13 protein-coding genes and 2 tRNA genes are annotated in these 16,109 nt (G+C 47.9%); 5 read left to right on the forward strand and 10 right to left on the reverse strand.

All coding sequences use genetic code 11. The features are described from left to right. Window positions 1–22 precede the first annotated feature (22 nt). Both dapF and VIM72_RS30355 read right to left on the reverse strand, forming a co-directional pair. Window positions 23–805, reverse strand: a complete 783-nt coding sequence (gene dapF / locus VIM72_RS30350; RefSeq protein WP_332006549.1) for a diaminopimelate epimerase — start codon at window positions 803–805, stop codon at window positions 23–25. A gap of 367 nt (window positions 806–1,172) precedes the next feature. Beyond that, window positions 1,173–2,051: a nucleoside phosphorylase gene (locus VIM72_RS30355; protein ID WP_332006550.1), complete on the reverse strand. Its 879-nt coding sequence runs from the start codon at window positions 2,049–2,051 to the stop codon at window positions 1,173–1,175. Window positions 2,052–2,248: 197 nt separating this feature from the next. Between VIM72_RS30355 and VIM72_RS30360 the strand changes: the two genes are divergently transcribed. Together VIM72_RS30360 and VIM72_RS30365 are read left to right on the forward strand one after the other, a co-directional pair. Then, window positions 2,249–2,319 (forward strand) — tRNA-Cys (locus tag VIM72_RS30360). 370 nt (window positions 2,320–2,689) lie between these two features. Continuing rightward, window positions 2,690–3,181 (forward strand): GNAT family N-acetyltransferase, encoded by a 492-nt coding sequence (locus tag VIM72_RS30365; RefSeq protein WP_332006551.1) that lies wholly within the window; start codon window positions 2,690–2,692, stop codon window positions 3,179–3,181. A 50-nt stretch (window positions 3,182–3,231) separates the two neighbouring features. Here the strand turns inward: VIM72_RS30365 and VIM72_RS30370 are convergent, their stop codons facing one another. From VIM72_RS30370 to VIM72_RS30385, 4 genes are all read right to left on the reverse strand, one after another. Continuing rightward, the gene (locus VIM72_RS30370; protein ID WP_332006552.1) at window positions 3,232–3,966 is read right to left on the reverse strand and encodes a DUF1080 domain-containing protein; all 735 of its coding nucleotides are present in this window, start codon (window positions 3,964–3,966) and stop codon (window positions 3,232–3,234) included. A 46-nt stretch (window positions 3,967–4,012) separates the two neighbouring features. Beyond that, window positions 4,013–5,335: a Gfo/Idh/MocA family protein gene (locus tag VIM72_RS30375; RefSeq protein WP_332006553.1), complete on the reverse strand. Its 1,323-nt coding sequence runs from the start codon at window positions 5,333–5,335 to the stop codon at window positions 4,013–4,015. 396 nt (window positions 5,336–5,731) lie between these two features. Further along, window positions 5,732–7,234, reverse strand: a complete 1,503-nt coding sequence (locus VIM72_RS30380; RefSeq protein ID WP_332006554.1) for a sigma 54-interacting transcriptional regulator — start codon at window positions 7,232–7,234, stop codon at window positions 5,732–5,734. A 79-nt stretch (window positions 7,235–7,313) separates the two neighbouring features. Beyond that, on the reverse strand, window positions 7,314–8,408 hold the full coding sequence (locus tag VIM72_RS30385; RefSeq protein ID WP_332006555.1) for a vWA domain-containing protein: 1,095 nt from the start codon (window positions 8,406–8,408) through the stop codon (window positions 7,314–7,316). A 317-nt stretch (window positions 8,409–8,725) separates the two neighbouring features. Here VIM72_RS30385 and VIM72_RS30390 point away from each other — a divergent pair, with 317 nt between their 5' ends. Both VIM72_RS30390 and VIM72_RS30395 read left to right on the forward strand, forming a co-directional pair. Next, window positions 8,726–9,571 carry a sugar phosphate isomerase/epimerase gene (locus VIM72_RS30390; RefSeq protein WP_332006556.1) on the forward strand — a complete coding sequence of 282 codons (846 nt, stop codon included), beginning with the start codon at window positions 8,726–8,728 and terminating at the stop codon, window positions 9,569–9,571. A 198-nt stretch (window positions 9,572–9,769) separates the two neighbouring features. After that, on the forward strand, window positions 9,770–9,958 hold the full coding sequence (locus VIM72_RS30395; RefSeq protein WP_332006557.1) for a hypothetical protein: 189 nt from the start codon (window positions 9,770–9,772) through the stop codon (window positions 9,956–9,958). 69 nt (window positions 9,959–10,027) lie between these two features. Here VIM72_RS30395 and VIM72_RS30400 read toward each other — a convergent pair whose 3' ends face one another. The 4 genes from VIM72_RS30400 to VIM72_RS30415 form a co-directional block, all read right to left on the reverse strand. Continuing rightward, the gene (locus VIM72_RS30400) at window positions 10,028–13,261 is read right to left on the reverse strand and encodes a DUF2723 domain-containing protein (protein WP_332006558.1); all 3,234 of its coding nucleotides are present in this window, start codon (window positions 13,259–13,261) and stop codon (window positions 10,028–10,030) included. 163 nt (window positions 13,262–13,424) lie between these two features. Further along, the gene (locus VIM72_RS30405; protein ID WP_332006559.1) at window positions 13,425–13,718 is read right to left on the reverse strand and encodes an antibiotic biosynthesis monooxygenase family protein; all 294 of its coding nucleotides are present in this window, start codon (window positions 13,716–13,718) and stop codon (window positions 13,425–13,427) included. After that, complete coding sequence (locus VIM72_RS30410) at window positions 13,715–14,542, reverse strand: SAM hydrolase/SAM-dependent halogenase family protein (protein WP_209859065.1); 828 nt, start codon at window positions 14,540–14,542, stop codon at window positions 13,715–13,717. Before VIM72_RS30410 ends, VIM72_RS30405 begins: the two co-directional genes overlap by 4 nt. 221 nt (window positions 14,543–14,763) lie before the next feature. Then, window positions 14,764–15,576 carry an SDR family oxidoreductase gene (locus VIM72_RS30415; protein WP_332006560.1) on the reverse strand — a complete coding sequence of 271 codons (813 nt, stop codon included), beginning with the start codon at window positions 15,574–15,576 and terminating at the stop codon, window positions 14,764–14,766. A gap of 191 nt (window positions 15,577–15,767) precedes the next feature. On the opposite strand from VIM72_RS30415, the gene VIM72_RS30420 reads away from it, so the two are divergent. Next, a tRNA-Lys gene (locus tag VIM72_RS30420) sits at window positions 15,768–15,840 on the forward strand. The last annotated feature ends 269 nt before the right edge of the window (window positions 15,841–16,109 follow it).

Below are 16,109 nucleotides of genomic sequence, written 5' to 3' on the forward strand. Positions count from 1 at the left end.
GGCTTCCTTTTTATACGCTCAGTTATTTCGATATCTCCCCTTCAAACACCAGTGTAGCCGGGCCACAGAGCCAGATGTTCTCAAAAGTGCGCTCACCTGTTCTGGTGAAGCGTACTTCCAGCTGGCCGCCCAGGGTTTGCACGGGTACGATGTATTCTTTTTCTTCGGCGCCTGCAAAGGTGAGTGCAGCGGCGGTTACGCCGGTACCGCAGGAATAGGTTTCATCTTCCACACCTCTTTCATAGGTGCGTACAAAGATGCCGTTTTCATATTTCTGTACGAAGTTCACATTGGTGCCTTCTGCCGCGAACCGGTCGTTATAGCGGATACCGCGGCCTTCGTTGAACACATCCACAGCCTGTACATCTTCCACATATTTTACAAAATGTGGTGAACCGGTGTTGAGATAATAATAGAGGGGGCCATGTTCTACGTAGTCCACATCCTGCATTTTCAGGTTCACCCAGTTGTTGCCGTCCATAGTGGCCTGGTGCTCGCCGTCTACTGCAATGAAATAGAGGTTACCGTCGCCTACGCCCATTTTATGGGCAAATGCAGCGAGGCATCTGCCGCCGTTACCGCACATGGTACCTTCGCGGCCATCGGCATTGTAGTATTTCATGGCGAAGTCGTATTCTTCGCTTTTATTTAGCAACATTAAACCATCTGCGCCTATACCAAAACGGCGGTCGCAGAGCTCATTCACCTGTTCGTCTGTGAGCCAGTTGTATTGTCCTTCCCGGTTATCCATAATGACAAAGTCATTGCCGGTCCCCTGGTATTTATAAAAGTGGATGTTATTCATAAGTACAAAGATAAAAAATTAACGCAGATCGCCTTCGGCGATTGAGCGGAGGTTGTCTGACTCAGGATTAAACTGATTTTGCTGATTAGCCGGATTTTATTTTATTTTATTTTTTTTGATTTTAAAGGGATTTTTGAAGATACTGGTAATAGATATATTTGTTTATATCTCCCTAAGTTTTCTAAATTTCAGCCCTCTAAAAAAATATTGGGCAAGTATATTCGATTACAACCTTAGAAAGACATCTGCTAATATATTCGCTTTCATCTCCCTTAATCTTTTTAAAATCAAAAAAATAAAATCCGGCTAATCAGCAAAATCAGTTTAATCCTGAGTCAGACAACATCCGCGTAGTCGCCGGAGGCGACTACATAGCCGCAATCACACCGAGCCCTTTTTCAATAAGCGCCGCCACCGCAGCACCGCCATCTTTGCTGAATTCCTTGCGGATACGGTTGGCAACGATAGCGCTGATGGAAAGGCATTCATGCCCCAGTACACGGCCCATGCCGTAGATGGCAGAGGTTTCCATTTCAAAGTTGGTGATGCGGTGATGTTCGTAGTTAAAATTAGTGAGGTGATCGATCAGGTCGGGGTTCGACAGGGTGCCACGGAGTACGCGCCCCTGTGGCGCATAGAACCCGGGGCAGGTAACGGTGATGCCTGTATGAAAACCCTCCGTGAACAGCGCCTGCAATCCGGCGGATGCTTCAAAGAGGCATGGATTGGCGCCTCCCGGCTGCAGGAATACCTGTCCGCGGAAAGATTGCAGCAGTTGTTTTTCTGCGCTGGTATTTTCAAATGCGTAGTAATTCATGAGGTTGTCGAGGCCAAGACCATGCGATGACACCACGAAGCTGTCTACCGGGATGCTTTCCTGCAGCGCTCCCGACGTACCAAGACGAATAATCTGCAGGGAAGTAAGGGCCGGTTTTACCAGGCGGGTTTCAAAATCTATATTTACGAGCGCATCCAGTTCATTGAGCACAATGTCGATATTATCGGTGCCAATACCGGTGGAAACCACGGAGAGGCGCTTGTTGCCGATATAGCCGGTATGCGTTACAAATTCGCGGTGCTGATGTTTACTTTCTACTTTATCAAAGTGCTTACTTACTGCACCTACACGGTCTGGGTCGCCAACGGTGATAATAGTATGAGCCAGTTCATCCGGTCTTACATCCAGGTGATACACGGCTCCGCGGCTGTTGATGATCAGTTCTGATTCTGCAATACGATGATCCATTTGTACTAATTTTTATTATTCGCAAATCAACATTTCCAGTGTCAATATTCCTTTGTTCTGCCATATTATCAAAATATTTTTTCAGATATTTTTTAAATAATATTTGGTGGTTATCAGAAATTCACTACTTTTGCAATCCCACAAAACGAATGAGATGTACGCCAGTGGGGACTTCCGGCGAACATCCTTAAAATGATGGTTCCGTGGCCGAGTGGCTAGGCAGAGGTCTGCAAAACCTCGTACAGCGGTTCGAATCCGCTCGGAACCTCCGGATATCTTTCTCAAAGCCGCGTGAACCGCGGCTTTTCTTTTTTACCTCCTGCCCCGATCCTGCTATTGGCGCTGAAATACACGCCGGTGGCTGCTTACCGGGATAAAAAAGAAATAATACAAACTATGTTGAAATGTCAACTCAAAAGCTTATATTGCATACCCCGCAAGAGGCAGGTGAGGTTATCAGAAGGCAAGAGATTTATCAATAATTTACTATAGCTACCTAAACACAGCGCGTGTAATTGATAATAAAGATATCGGCGGCATTTTCTATTAAAACATGGAGCTGCCAACATTTTCCGGTCAACAAGCCTTCTGCATGCAGAAGGCTTGTTGCGTTTTATATACATTAAAAAGAAGTGGTTATGACAGAGATTATTAAAGTAACCGCCGAAGATTCCAAGCACCTGAACCAGGTGAAGCTGCTTTTCCGCGAATATGCCAACTGGCTGAATGTAGACCTTAGCTTTCAGCAATTTGAAGATGAGCTAACGAACCTGCCGGGTGTGTATGTGGCTCCCACCGGAGCGTTGTTCCTGGCTTTGGTAGACGGGCAACTGGCCGGATGTGTGGCCATCAGATCATTCGACAACAGTACTGCAGAAATGAAGCGTCTTTTCGTAAAGGACGCATTTAAAGGCCATGGTGTGGGAAAAGCCCTTGCCAGCGCGGCTATTACAGAAAGCAGGGAGCTTGGTTATAAGCGGATCCTGCTGGATACACTGGCGCATATGCGCCCTGCAATTGATTTGTACACGTCGCTTGGGTTTCAGCCGATAGCAGCGTATTACGATAATCCCATCAGTGATGCGGTGTATTTATCATTGAATATCGAGGCGGCCGACACTTTAACTTAAAAAAAAGCAGCGAAGGATTTTTCCTTCGCTGCTTTTTTTAAGGAGATGGCTTACAGGGGTCTTATCCAGATATTCCTGAAGCTTACGGGATTACCGTGGTCCTGCAGTGCAAGAGATTTAGCACCGTGTTTTACATAGGTTGGTTTGCCTATATATTCTGTTTTACCTTCCAGCTCCACATTATTCTGTACCAGTACGCCGTTTTGCAGTACGGTGGCTCTCGCCGGGGATTTCAGGGAACCGTCGTCGTTGAAGCGGGGAGCGGTCCAGATCACATCATAGGTTTGCCACTCGCCTGGTTTTTTACAGGCATTTACCAGGGGAATTTTTTGTTTGTAAAAGCTGCCGGCCTGCCCGTTGGAATAGGTGCGGTTGTTGTAGTTATCCAACACCTGCAGTTCGTATTGCTCCTGCATAAAAACGCCGCTGTTGCCGCGTCCCTGGCTTTCACCTTTTACTTCTGCGGGCGTGCGCCATTCAATATGCAGCTGGAAGTCTTCAAACTGTTGCTTTGTTTTGATAACGCCTCCTCCTTTTGTAACGGTCATCGCATCATCTTTTACTTCCCATGTTGCAGGGCCTCCTTTTTCCGATTCCCAGCTGTCAAGGTTTTTACCGTTGAAAAGTATAATGGCATCAGAAGGCGCGGTAAGGGTTTCTGTGCCCGGTGTAATTACTTTTGGCACCGGCTCCCAAACTTCTGTTTCTTCCGGTTTCATCTGCTTGTTTTGCGCGGTGGCAGCCACCGTGAGCAGGGTACAGGCAGATAGCAGTAACGTACGCATATGTCTTTTATATTTTTTCATAAAGATGTTAAGAAGATATTTTCGTTCAGGCAGTAACGTTAGGCAGATGATACCCGTTATGGTATTGCGCTGCTAACAGTTTGTTGGCGTCGCTGTCGGTGAATTTGCCTGATGCCTGATCCCAGTATATTTTTTTGCCGGTACGATAGGCGATATTACCCATCTGTGCGGTGGTAGCTACCAGGGAGCCTACCTGTACGGAAGCATGGAGGTCGTCCAGTTTGCGGGATTTCACTACTTCCACGAAGTTGGTGGTATGAAGGTCGAGGCCATTATCCACTGATTTCTGACGTGGCACAGCTTCCATTTTTCCTTTTTCGGGTATCACTTCCCATCCGCCACGATCCAGTACCAGTGTGCCGTTATTGCCAATAAAGGCAATGCCGTGATCGCGTCCGTAAGGGCCGCCATCAATGCCGATAGCTTGTTCCCACTGGATATTGTAGCCATCGAACTCATATACAGTGGTGAGTGTATCCGGCGTTTCAGCAGCATCGTCAGGATAAGCGAATTTACCGCCTGCGGCCATAATGGATTTGGGCGCAGCGGACTTCATACCCAGCAGCGCATAATCGAGCAGGTGAACGCCCCAGTCGGTCATAAGGCCACCGGCATAATCCCAGTACCAGCGGAAGTTGAAATGGAAACGGTTAGGGTTGAAGGGGCGGGTAGTGGCGGGTCCCAGCCAGGCTTTATAATCCACGCCTGCAGGTGGCGTGCCATCCGGTTTTACGGGGATAGACTTCATCCAGCCCATATAAGCCCATGCTTTTACGAGGCGTACCTGGCCAAGCTTACCAGAGTGCACAAATTCGATAGCATCCCTGAAGTGCTGCTGGCTGCGCTGCCACTGGCCTACCTGCACAGCGCGATTGTACTTCTGCTGCGCTGCTACCATGGAGCGGCATTCTACAATAGAATTGCCCATCGGCTTTTCTACATACACGTCTTTGCCGGCGGAGCAGGCATCCGTCATTTGCAGGCAATGCCAGTGATCGGGGGTGCCAATTACCACGGCATCAATATTCTTGTCTTCCAGCAGCTTGCGGTAATCGCTGTAGGCCTTTACCTTAATGCCTTTTTGTGCCAGCTCTGCCACCCTTTTGTCCAGCACGTTTTTGTCTACGTCGCAGAGCGCTACGCATTGTGCGGCCGGGTTTTTCAGCAAAGAAGTAAGGTCGGCCCAGCCCATACCGTTAATGCCTATGGCAGCTACGTTAAGGCGGTCGCTGGGCGCTACGGTACGTAGCGGAAATGCATGCAACCCGGCGGGCAGCGCGGATGCCAATCCTGCCCCGGCCATCAGGGTGGAGGCGGATTTGATAAAGTTTCTACGGGAATTGTTCATGTAATAAAACGTTTGTGGAATTGTTAAAATGACAATTAAAAATACAAAATAGGGAAAAATGTGGAGATTGTCTTACTCAGGATTATGATGATTTCACTGATTTCGCTGATTTTATTGCTGAAATTTGGCGAACATTGGGGAGATATAAGCGGGTGCGCGCCTTCGGCGCGGGAAATTGTCTTGGAACAGGATTACGCTGATTACGCTGATTATACTGATTTGTTTGATTTTGTTTTTTAGATTTTATAGATGATCTTAAAAGATCTGGGGAGATATGAGCGAAAACATTCGCTTATATCTCCCCAAATCCATTAAAATTCAAAATGATCAATCAGAATAATCAGTATAATCAGCGTAATCCTGCTCCAGGACAATCACCGGAGGCGATCCCCTCCGCTATTCCTCGGGTTCCTCGCTTTCGCCGCCCAGGCTGAAGTTCATCATGGTGCCGAGCAGGTCGCTGAAGCGGGTTTCGTTTTCCACTACTTTTTTGCTGATGAGTGAATAGGACGATAAACCGTGCAGTACGAATTCCATCAGCAGCAGAGCTTCCTTATTGTTGGCTTTAGGGAAGCGGGCTTTGATAAGATCTCTCAACCCTTCCACTTTACTGAGGGTGGCCTCATATTGTTTATCGCTGATATCCTGCAGAAGCTGTACAGAATTGCCTTTATCGAACCACTGGATCACGCTGCGGTAGGGGTTTTCCGCAGGGGAGCCGGCTTTCTTTTTCTTAAAGGAGTCCGGGTTCGGGAAGTAGATGGCAAAGAGGGTACGGATGGCTTTATCAAGCAGGTTGTGGGCTACCTGGAGGGGGCCTTCCTGTTCGCCTTCATATACCAGCTCAATTTTACCTGTAATAGCAGGGATAATAGCCTGCAGATCAGCAATGCGCACCTGTGTTTCTTTCTCCTTGTTGATGATGGCGCGGCGCTCGCCTGCGCTTACCGCGTTTTCATAAGCGGCAATGGTTAAGCGGGCAGATACACCGCTTTTCTTGTCCACATATTCACTGGCCCTCGCCTCAAACGATACCTGTTCGATCAGACGTTTTACCATGTCGGCAATCTGCACTTTAGCTTGCTGGTCTTCATGTATATCGGCTTCCTGTTCGGTGATGAGCAGGGAATTTTCAATTGTTTTAGGGTAGTGCGTAATGATCTGGCTTTCTATCCTGTCTTTCAGCGGCGTAACAATGGAGCCACGGTTCGTATAGTCTTCCGGGTTAGCCGTGAAAATAAACAGGATATCCAGCGGCATCCTTACTTTAAAGCCCCTGATCTGGATATCGCCTTCCTGGAGGATGTTGAACAGGGATACCTGTATACGCGCCTGCAGGTCGGGCAGCTCATTGATCACGAAGATGCCGCGGTTGGAGCGGGGAATGATACCAAAGTGGATCACCCTTTCATCTGCATAGCTGAGTTTCATGTTGGCGGCTTTGATAGGGTCTATATCGCCTACCAGGTCGGCCACGGAAACATCCGGGGTGGCGAGTTTTTCGCCGTACCGTGCGCTCCTGTGAAGCCAGGTGATGGGGGTCTGATCACCTTTTTCGTCGATCAGGTCTTTGGCGTAGCGCGACAATGGGTGGAAGGGATCGTCGTTTACTTCGGAGCCTTCCACTACGGGAATGTATTCATCCAGGAGGTCGGTCATCTGGCGGGCCATGCGGGTTTTGGCCTGGCCGCGCAGGCCGAGGAAAAGGATGTTGTGCCTCGACAGTAAGGCCCTTTCCGTATCGGGGATCACGGTATCTTCATAACCGATAATACCGGGGAAGGTGCCTTCTTTGTCCTGTAGTTTTCTGACCAGGTTACGCCTGATCTCTTCTTTTACTGAAACCGGTTTATAGCCACTTTTCTTTAGTTCGCCCAGTGTTTTTATGTTTGTATTCATCTTTGATAATTACGCATTACAAATTGGCAGTAGCTGGCGTTGGATGCGGGATCCGTTTTAACTATGCTGCTGTTTATTATTAATAAAATTTCCTTTTGCCGCTTTCAAAATCGCGGAAAAGGAATTGTCCCAGTTTATCAGTGCCGGAAAAAAAGGCTTTACCGGCATTGGTTTCGGTAAATTCCTGTACAAATTTCTGCAGCCACGGATCGGTGGCAACCATGAAGGTGGTGATAGGTATTTTCAGTTTTTTGCATTGGGCGGCGAGGTTAAGGGTACGGTTAAGTATTTTCCTGTCGAGCCCGAAGCTGTTCTTATAATACTGTGATCCTATTTTCAGGCAGGTAGGTTTTCCATCTGTGATCATAAAGATCTGCTTGTTCGGGTTGCGCCGGCGGCGGAGCAGGTCCATAGCGAGTTCCAGGCCTGCCACGGTATTGGTATGGAAGGGGCCTACCTGCAGATAGGGTAGGTCTTTGATCTCTATCTGCCAGGCATCGTTTCCAAACACAATAATATCCAGGGTATCCTTCGGGTAGCGGGTAGTGATCAGTTCCGCGAGGGCCATGGCCACTTTTTTAGCGGGCGTGATCCTGTCTTCCCCGTAAAGGATCATGGAGTGCGAGATATCGATCATCAGGGCGGTAGACGTTTGCGTTTTGAAGTCGGTTTCCTTTACCTCCAGGTCGTCCTGCTGGATGGAGAAACTGTCGATCCCGTGATTGATCTGTGCATTCCGGATGGAGGCGGTAATATCCAACTGATCCACGCCATCGCCAAATTCGAAGGGGCGGGTTTCTGCGTTGAGCTCGTCGCCCATGCCTGATTTGCGGATATTATGATTGCCGGTAGTTGATTTCTTCAGTTTGCCAAAGATCTCTTCCAATGCGTTTTTGCGGATGGTTTGTTCTGCTTTGGAAGTGATTTCTATGGCGCCGCTTTCCTCGTTTTCACGGATGTACCCTTTATCCTTTAGCTCCTGTATAAAATCGCCGATACCATATTCCTGGCTGGTGAGATTGTACTCATTGTCCAGCTCAGTAAGCCATTGAAGGGCTTCTGATACGTCTCCGCTGGTGTATGTAAGGAGTTGAGTAAAAAGGTCCAGTAGTTTCTGGAAAGGTGGTTGCCTGTTGTCGTCCGGGTTGAACCTGGTAAATTGTATTCCTCTCATAGCTTAGCTCATCTTCTGCATTAAATTTACCACTTTTCGCGGATATCGCCTTCGGCGATGAAATTGTCTTGGAGCAGGATTAACCTGATTATACTGATTTTTTTGATTGATTATATTGATTTTAAAAGGATTTCGAAAGATAATTATCCATTTAAATCTTAAAAATCTCACACAATCAATCAGAAAAATCAGAAAAATCAGTATAATCAGGTTAATCCTGCTCCAAGACAATTTCATCGCCGAAGGCGATTTTCTTCGCTTAAAGCTTGCATTTTCCATTGAAAGCAACTACTTTCAATCATCAAAAAAATAGCTATATGAAAAAACTGAGAAATGCGTTGATGCTGGCAGGCGGACTGGCGGTTGCATTATTTGCAAATTCTGCAGCGGGACAGGCCAGGGCAGATGCATTGGGCTGGAAGCTGGGGGCGCAGGCCTGGACGTTCAATCATTTTACGCTGGCAGAGGCGCTGGATAAGATGGACAGCTGCGGGATCCAGTATGTGGAAGCTTTTCCCGGACAGGTAATTGGTGGTGGCATCGAAGGTAAATTCGATTACCATATGTCGCCAGCCAAACAGGAGGAAGTAAAAGCACTGTTTAAAAAGAAGCACAAAACGCTGATCGCATTTGGGGTGGTAGTACCGGGATCAGAGGCGGAATGGCGCATGCTGTTCGACTTCGCCAACAGGATGGGTATCCAGAGCATTACTTCCGAGCCTAAGCCGGAAGACCTGGACCTGATCTCTTCCCTGTGCGATCAATACCAGATCAAACTGGCGATCCACGATCACCCGAAGCCGAGCCGTTACTGGAATCCCGACATCGTGCTGGAAGCCATCAAAGGCAGAAGCAAATTAATGGGCGCCTGCGCGGATATAGGTCACTGGGTACGCTCCGGGCTGGATCCTGTTGAATGCATCAAGAAACTGGACGGTCATATTGTAAGCCTGCACTTCAAGGACCTGAACGACAAATCTCCCGATTCCCATGATGTAGTTTGGGGCAACGGTGTAAGCCAGATGCCTAAAGTAATGGAGACACTGAAAAAACAGAAATTCAAAGGGCTGTTTTCCGCAGAATACGAATACAACTGGGATAACAATGTGCCTGAAGTGAAAGCAAGTGCTGCTTTCTGGAGATCTATCGTCAGCAACCTGTAGACATTAGTTGTACTTACGGATAATGAACCCGGAGATAACGGCCAGGCCGGGATCTCCGGTTTTTTTGTGGCTGTCCGGTACCAGTAAAGCCCCTGTGCTTTACCGGACACAAGGAGGCACTATCATTGTTGTATCTCCCTGAAAATAAATAAATATTATTTCGTCCGGTTTTGCGGACCAGGCGCAATACTTCCGGTTATGATGAACAGCCACCTCAAATTATCATTCGGAACCCTGCTCAGTATTGTTGGCGTGGCGCCGGCTTCACCGGCACTTACCACGCGCCGGGATTTCCTTCCAAAAGTAGCTGTGGTGGAGTATAATGTGCCTGTTGTAATTGCCTGTATAGCGGTGGCAGCACCGGTAAAGAGTTGGAGAGCAGAATAATTATAATTTATAAAGCAGAAAGCCCGGACCAACTGGTCCGGGCTTTCTGCTTTATAAAAGGTAGTGCGATTATTTCGCTGAGTCTGCGGGTTTTGGCATCGGGGTGGAGTCTTCCGTATTCACCTGTACGGCGCCATCCTTATTTCTGCGGGTACCATTAGGGCCAAATTCGCCTTTCATCTGGTTTAACCAGGTAATGAACTGCTGTGCATTCTGGCCATCGCGCTGTAAATCGTTGGTCATTCTGCTTGGCGGCAGGGAGCTGTAGTAGCGCAATTGCTGCTCACAGTCCTTGATCACCTGGTTCGACAACTCTTCTGCTCTCTTTGCATCACCCGCCATGTAATAAGCATAGATGGTTTGAATAGAAGTGTAGTTGTGCATATTGCCCGGAGTGGTGAGGGCATATGGGAAGTTGGTTTCCATGATGTTCTTGTCCATGTAGCGAAGCACGTTAAGGGCGCTGTCTTTTGCAGCTCCTTCCTGTGTCATGGCTACAGAGAGTTTGGTAAATGCCTGGCGGAGGTACATGATCATTTTCCTGTTGGGCTCATCGAAGTAGGTACCGCGGGTTTGTGCGCCACCAAATTCAAATTTGTGCATCAGGTTATCGTACATCACACCTACGTTCGCATTGATGTCCATGCCCAGCGGATCAGTAGAGGTAGCTTTAGGCAAAGGCACCAGGTGGTAGGTAAGACCATCGGTTTGCATGTAGTCGTTCAGGCCAAGATCGGTTGGGCTGGTGAAATAGATAGGCCGTTTCCAATCGTTGGCAGCGATGATGTCATATACTGCAAGGTCATTTTTCAGCAGGTAGCTTTTACTGATCTTGAAAGGCATGGAGGCCAGGATCCTGGCGCTGTCTTTCGCCGCTACCACACCGTTGGCGAGAACCGCCTGTTTATCTACCGGGATAAACAGCTGGCGGGTAGGCAGGAAGTTTTCTGATCCGCCATCCTGCGTGGTTACTTTACTGTTCACATCATCACTTCCCATGAAGTTCATGATCTCTTTCAGGTTAAAGTATTTATCGGCAGGAATATTTCCCGGATCAAAGAAGCGGATATAGTTGCGGTTTTCACCTTTGTATTTATCGGCCGACCAGGTCATCGGAATGGCAGGGCTCTGGTTTACGGCTCTGCGCATCTGGTCGATGTACCAATCCACACCCAGGAGGCTCAGGTTGATCACCCTGATATCCGGGCGGATGCCTTCCACTTCCTGTGCGTACCACAGCGGGTAGGTATCGTTATCACCTACGGTAAAGAGGATCGCGTTTTTCTGGCAGGATTCCAGGTAATCTTTTGCCACGTCGCGGGCTACGTATTTGGTAGAGCGGTCGTGGTCGTCCCATTCCTGGAAGGCCATCAGCACCGGTACTGCCAGCAGGCAGATGGCAGTAGCCAATACAGGAGAGAGTGCGCTCTTTGTTTTCTTCTTCAGGAAATTATATACCGACAGCACGCCCAAACCGATCCAGATAGCAAAGGCGTAGAAGGAGCCTACATAGGCGTAGTCACGTTCACGCGGCTGGTTACCTGCCTGGTTGAGGTAAATGACGATAGCGAAACCGGTAAAGAAGAACAGCAGGGATACAATGAGAGTATCTTTGCGGTGGTTATTATATTGATAGAAGAAACCGATAACGCCGAGAATGAATGGCAGGAAGAACAGGGTGTTATGCGCCTTGTTATCTTTCAAACTGTCTGGCATCATGGATTGATCGCCATATAAGAAGTTATCGATAAACGGAATACCGGAGATCCAGTTACCATCACGAACGTTACCATAGCCCTGGGTATCGTTTTGTTTACCCACAAAGTTCCACAGGAAATAGCGGGCATACATGAAATTCACCTGGTATTGGAGGAAGAACTTGATGTTATCGCCAAAGCCGGGTTTTTCGCCCTGTTGTAGGCCCAGCCAGGTGCGGTAGTAATCTGCGTGGCCCTGGTCGTTGCTGGCATCCCATACGCGGGGGAACAGCATCATATCAGACGGATCATATTCCGGTTCCATCTTTTTGCCTGCCACTTCATATTTTTTAGCGCCACGTGCATAGATGTTACCACCTTCCTTGTACCCGGTTGGACGGGCGGTGAACACCTGGCCATATACCAGCGGGAAATCGCCGTATTGTTCACGGCCCAGGTAACCTACCAGGGAGATGGGATTATCTACATTATACATATCTACTGAAGGATTGGCAGTAGATCGTACCATGGTGGTGATATAAGTGGAGTAACCAACCAGCATGAACAGCACGAAGGAAATAGTAAGACGGCTGAAATGCGCGGTTTTGGACACTTCCATTTTCACGCCTACTGCTTTCAGCAGGTAGGGGATGGCTACAAAGAAAGCGGCCAGTAAGAATTTGAAGAAGATAGCGCCGCTGCTTGGCTCGTTAAATGCAGGCACCACGATGATGGTGGCAATAACAATGAAGGGAGCGTAGATACCGAACTTTGGTTTACGGTATCCTATAATGAGCAATGCTATAATGAGTACGAAATAGAAGATAAATCCGGAGAAATATCCCATTCCGAGAGAATTTACGAAGAATACGTCCATATACCCGGAAGCCTTTACAGTATCCTGGATGAGGTATTTCTGTACCAGGCCGGTGATGCCGCAACCTATTATGAAAGCCCAGAACGTGCCCCAGCCGGTAACCTTAAAGCGTCTGAAGTAGTACACCATTACCATGGCGGGGATGGTGAGGAGGTTGAGGAGATGGACGCCTATAGAGAGGCCGAGGAGGTACCCGATGAGTACGATCCAGCGGTCGGCATAAGGTTCATCTGCTTCATGTTCCCATTTCAGGATGGCCCAGAATACGATAGCGGTAAAGAAAGAGGACATACCATATACTTCACCTTCCACAGCGGAGAACCAGAATGAATCGGAGAAGGTATAGGCCAGTGCGCCTACAGCGCCTGCGCCCATGATAGCGATCATTTTTTCGCGGGAGATCTCTTCACCGGCTTTTACCATCAGCCTGCGTGCGAAGTGGGTAATGGTCCAGAACAGGAACAGGATAGTGAAACCACTGGCCAGGGCTGTCATGGTATTTACGCCAAGGGCAGCCTGAGATGGTTTCAGGAACATACTAAACAATCTTCCAAGCAACACGAACAATGGTGCTCCGGGCGGATGGGGGATCTGTACTTTGTAAGCACTTGAAATAAACTCGCCGCAGTCCCACAAGCTGCCTGTAGCTTCCATCGTTTTAATGTAAACAAAGCAGGCAATGATGCAAATGACCCAGCCGACCATGTTGTTGGTCCTTTTGAAATTCATAAGGTTGTTTTAAGGTCCGACAAAAATATAAAAAACAGCAAATTATGCTAATCTGGTGAACAGTTTTAACTTTTTGTAAATATCTTTTTGGCTGTTAGCCTTTGGCTAGCAGGATCCGGGCGCCCGGAGGGCGTTTTCCGGGAGATTAAAAAAGCATTATAAATTACAGGCTTACGGTAGTTTGAACCGTCCAGGCGGCGGGTTTGGCATTAAAAAGCACCTTGGTGGCCGCCCATGTTTCGCGGAAGAGGGGGGATTGCCGGTACTTTTCGAGTGCGGCTTCCGATTCCCATTGGCTGAAGGTGAACCAGGTATTACCGGAGGCGGCGTGTTCCCATAGTTCAAGGTGGAGGCACCCGGGAAAATGGCGGATGAGTTCCTGTTGTTTGGCAAAGAGTTCCCGAAAGGCCTTTACTTTCCCCGGGTCGAATTCCATTTTAACGATACGGTTAATCATTGAAAAATTATTCTGACAGTTTGGTAGTACGACAGCTGCTGGTAACCGGCCGGCTGTGTAAGCTGATCGCGGCGGAATCCCTGCAGGCCGAACAGGCCGGCTGCATTTCCTTTATTGATGGCTATTTCCAGGTAACCGGCAGCATTGAAGAGGGCGAGCTTGGTGCCTTCGGGCACGTCTGCATAGGTTTCGCTGATCTGGCTGATCACCTCATCGCGGCGAAAGAAGATGCGGAACTTCCGGTTCTTGCACTGCATATCGAACTGCTGCCGGGTGATATTGACCACCACGTTCTCGAAGCTGTCGATATGAATGATCTGTCCTTCTATAAAGTCGTCGCCCACAAGTGGCTGCAGGTTATGCTTTACCTGGATCTGTTGCGTAAGCGGGCCCAGTTCCCCGAGCGCCCTGCCACGGCTTAGTTCCCTGGCTACCACGGCCAGCAGCTGGATGATGGTGAAAGTATTTTTAGGCGCCTCCGGGGGGAGGGGGATCTTAATCACTTTTTCCGGCATACCACCGGCAATCATGGTGAGGAGTCCATTATCTGCGCAGCCAATATATTGCCCGTTATGTTCTGCTACCAATACATGGTCTGGCCGCCTGTCGAATAAATTGATCAGTACAAAATGGAAGGTGCCCAGCGGGAAATACGAGAAAGCGCTTTTGCAGATATAAGTAGCCTGTGGCAAATTAAACGGGCTGATATGATGGGTGATGTCTGTAACATGGCATTCCGGGCAGTATTGCCAGAGCTGCCCTTTGATGGCACCTACCAGGTAATCCTGCATCCCTATGTCTGATGTTAAAGTTATAATGGACATGCCCGAAAATCTAAATCCAAATCCCAGTGTTCAAAACTCACCCATTCATTCCCTGCAGTTTTTCAATTATCCGGAATGGCAAATTAAAAGTGCGCTTTCCTTCCAAAAAAGATGCCATTGGGGGTTAAGTGAAATAAACTTAGTGCAAATAACGATAAAAAAGCCGAGGCGGCGGTATTTTAAACGGAAATTTTTGCACTAACGTTAACGGCTACAGTTTATTACTGAAGCGGGGAACCGGGTTCTTTTTTAAAGTGATTGTACACCATTTTGTCGAGGAAGCCGGGGAGGAGTTTACTTAGCAGCACCGTAAGTTTGCCCTGGCCTGTAAGCACCAGCGTGCGTTTACGCTTTGCAATAGCTTTCGCAATTTCCGCCGCTACTGCTTCTGCAGTCATCAGCTTACCTTCGTCCAGCGGGGTTTCGCTTTGTGCCTGCCCCTGTGGGTTAAGCGCTGTGTTACGTATATTGGAGGCGGTGAAGCCGGGGCATACCCACATCACGTTAACGCCTGTATGTAAATTTTCGGTACGCAGCGCTTCGAGGAAACCCTGCATGGCAAACTTGGAGGCAGAGTAACCGGTACGTGCCGGCAAACCCCTGTAACCTGCAATAGAAGATACGCCCACAATGGTTCCTTTATTAGCCAGGATAGAAGGGTAAGCAAACTTGGTACAATATACCGTGCCCCAGAAATTAATATCCATCAGCGATTTCAATACACTCACATCCAGGTCGCGGAAAAGAGCCCGCATGGAAATACCCGCATTATTCACCAGGATATCTATTTTCCCGAACTTACTGATCACACTTTCAATAAATGCTTTACAGTCGGCCTCTACACTTACATCTGCCACAAAAGTAAACAGCTGGCTGCTGTTCACCTGTTGCTGCAGTTCACTGAGCGCTGCCTGTTTTCTGCCACACACTGCTACATTGGCGCCATGCGCCAGCATTTCCGTTACCAGCGCTTTCCCAATTCCTGATGATCCGCCGGTGATAACTACCGTTTTATTCTGAAAGTATGTTTTCATGGGTATATTTTAGCCCCACAAAAATAGGTGAGTAACATCAATTTATTATAAGGCATTTACAGAAATGTGATGAACTATTTTTGAGTAAGGAGTGTTATAATACTTAGTGGGATTAGGTTTGGGAATAAAGTTCAATAAAAGTTTGGCAGAAATAAAAATATTCCTATTTTTGCAACCGCTTAACAGCAAAGGATTCCGTAGCTCAGTTGGTAGAGCAATACACTTTTAATGTATGGGTCCTGGGTTCGAGTCCCAGCGGGATCACTACTAAATCATCAAAGGAAATTAAAGCCGCTTAAATCACAGGATTTATGCGGCTTTTTTTTTTTATATAAAAAGATAACCGGGATCCACCTGATCCGGTTGGTGAGGCATAAATTTCAGATCATCTAAATATGCTGTCAAAGCGTGAAATTACTTTTTTGTTGGAGCTGACTTATCGCTACTAATTTACGGCACGTCCTTCAACCGGAGCATCAAGGCCTCAGAGATACTGATGTTATTGACTGCAAAAATATACATCGGATGTAGGC

It is taken from the genome of Chitinophaga sp., assembly GCF_036569185.1.
GTDB lineage: Bacteria > Bacteroidota > Bacteroidia > Chitinophagales > Chitinophagaceae > Chitinophaga.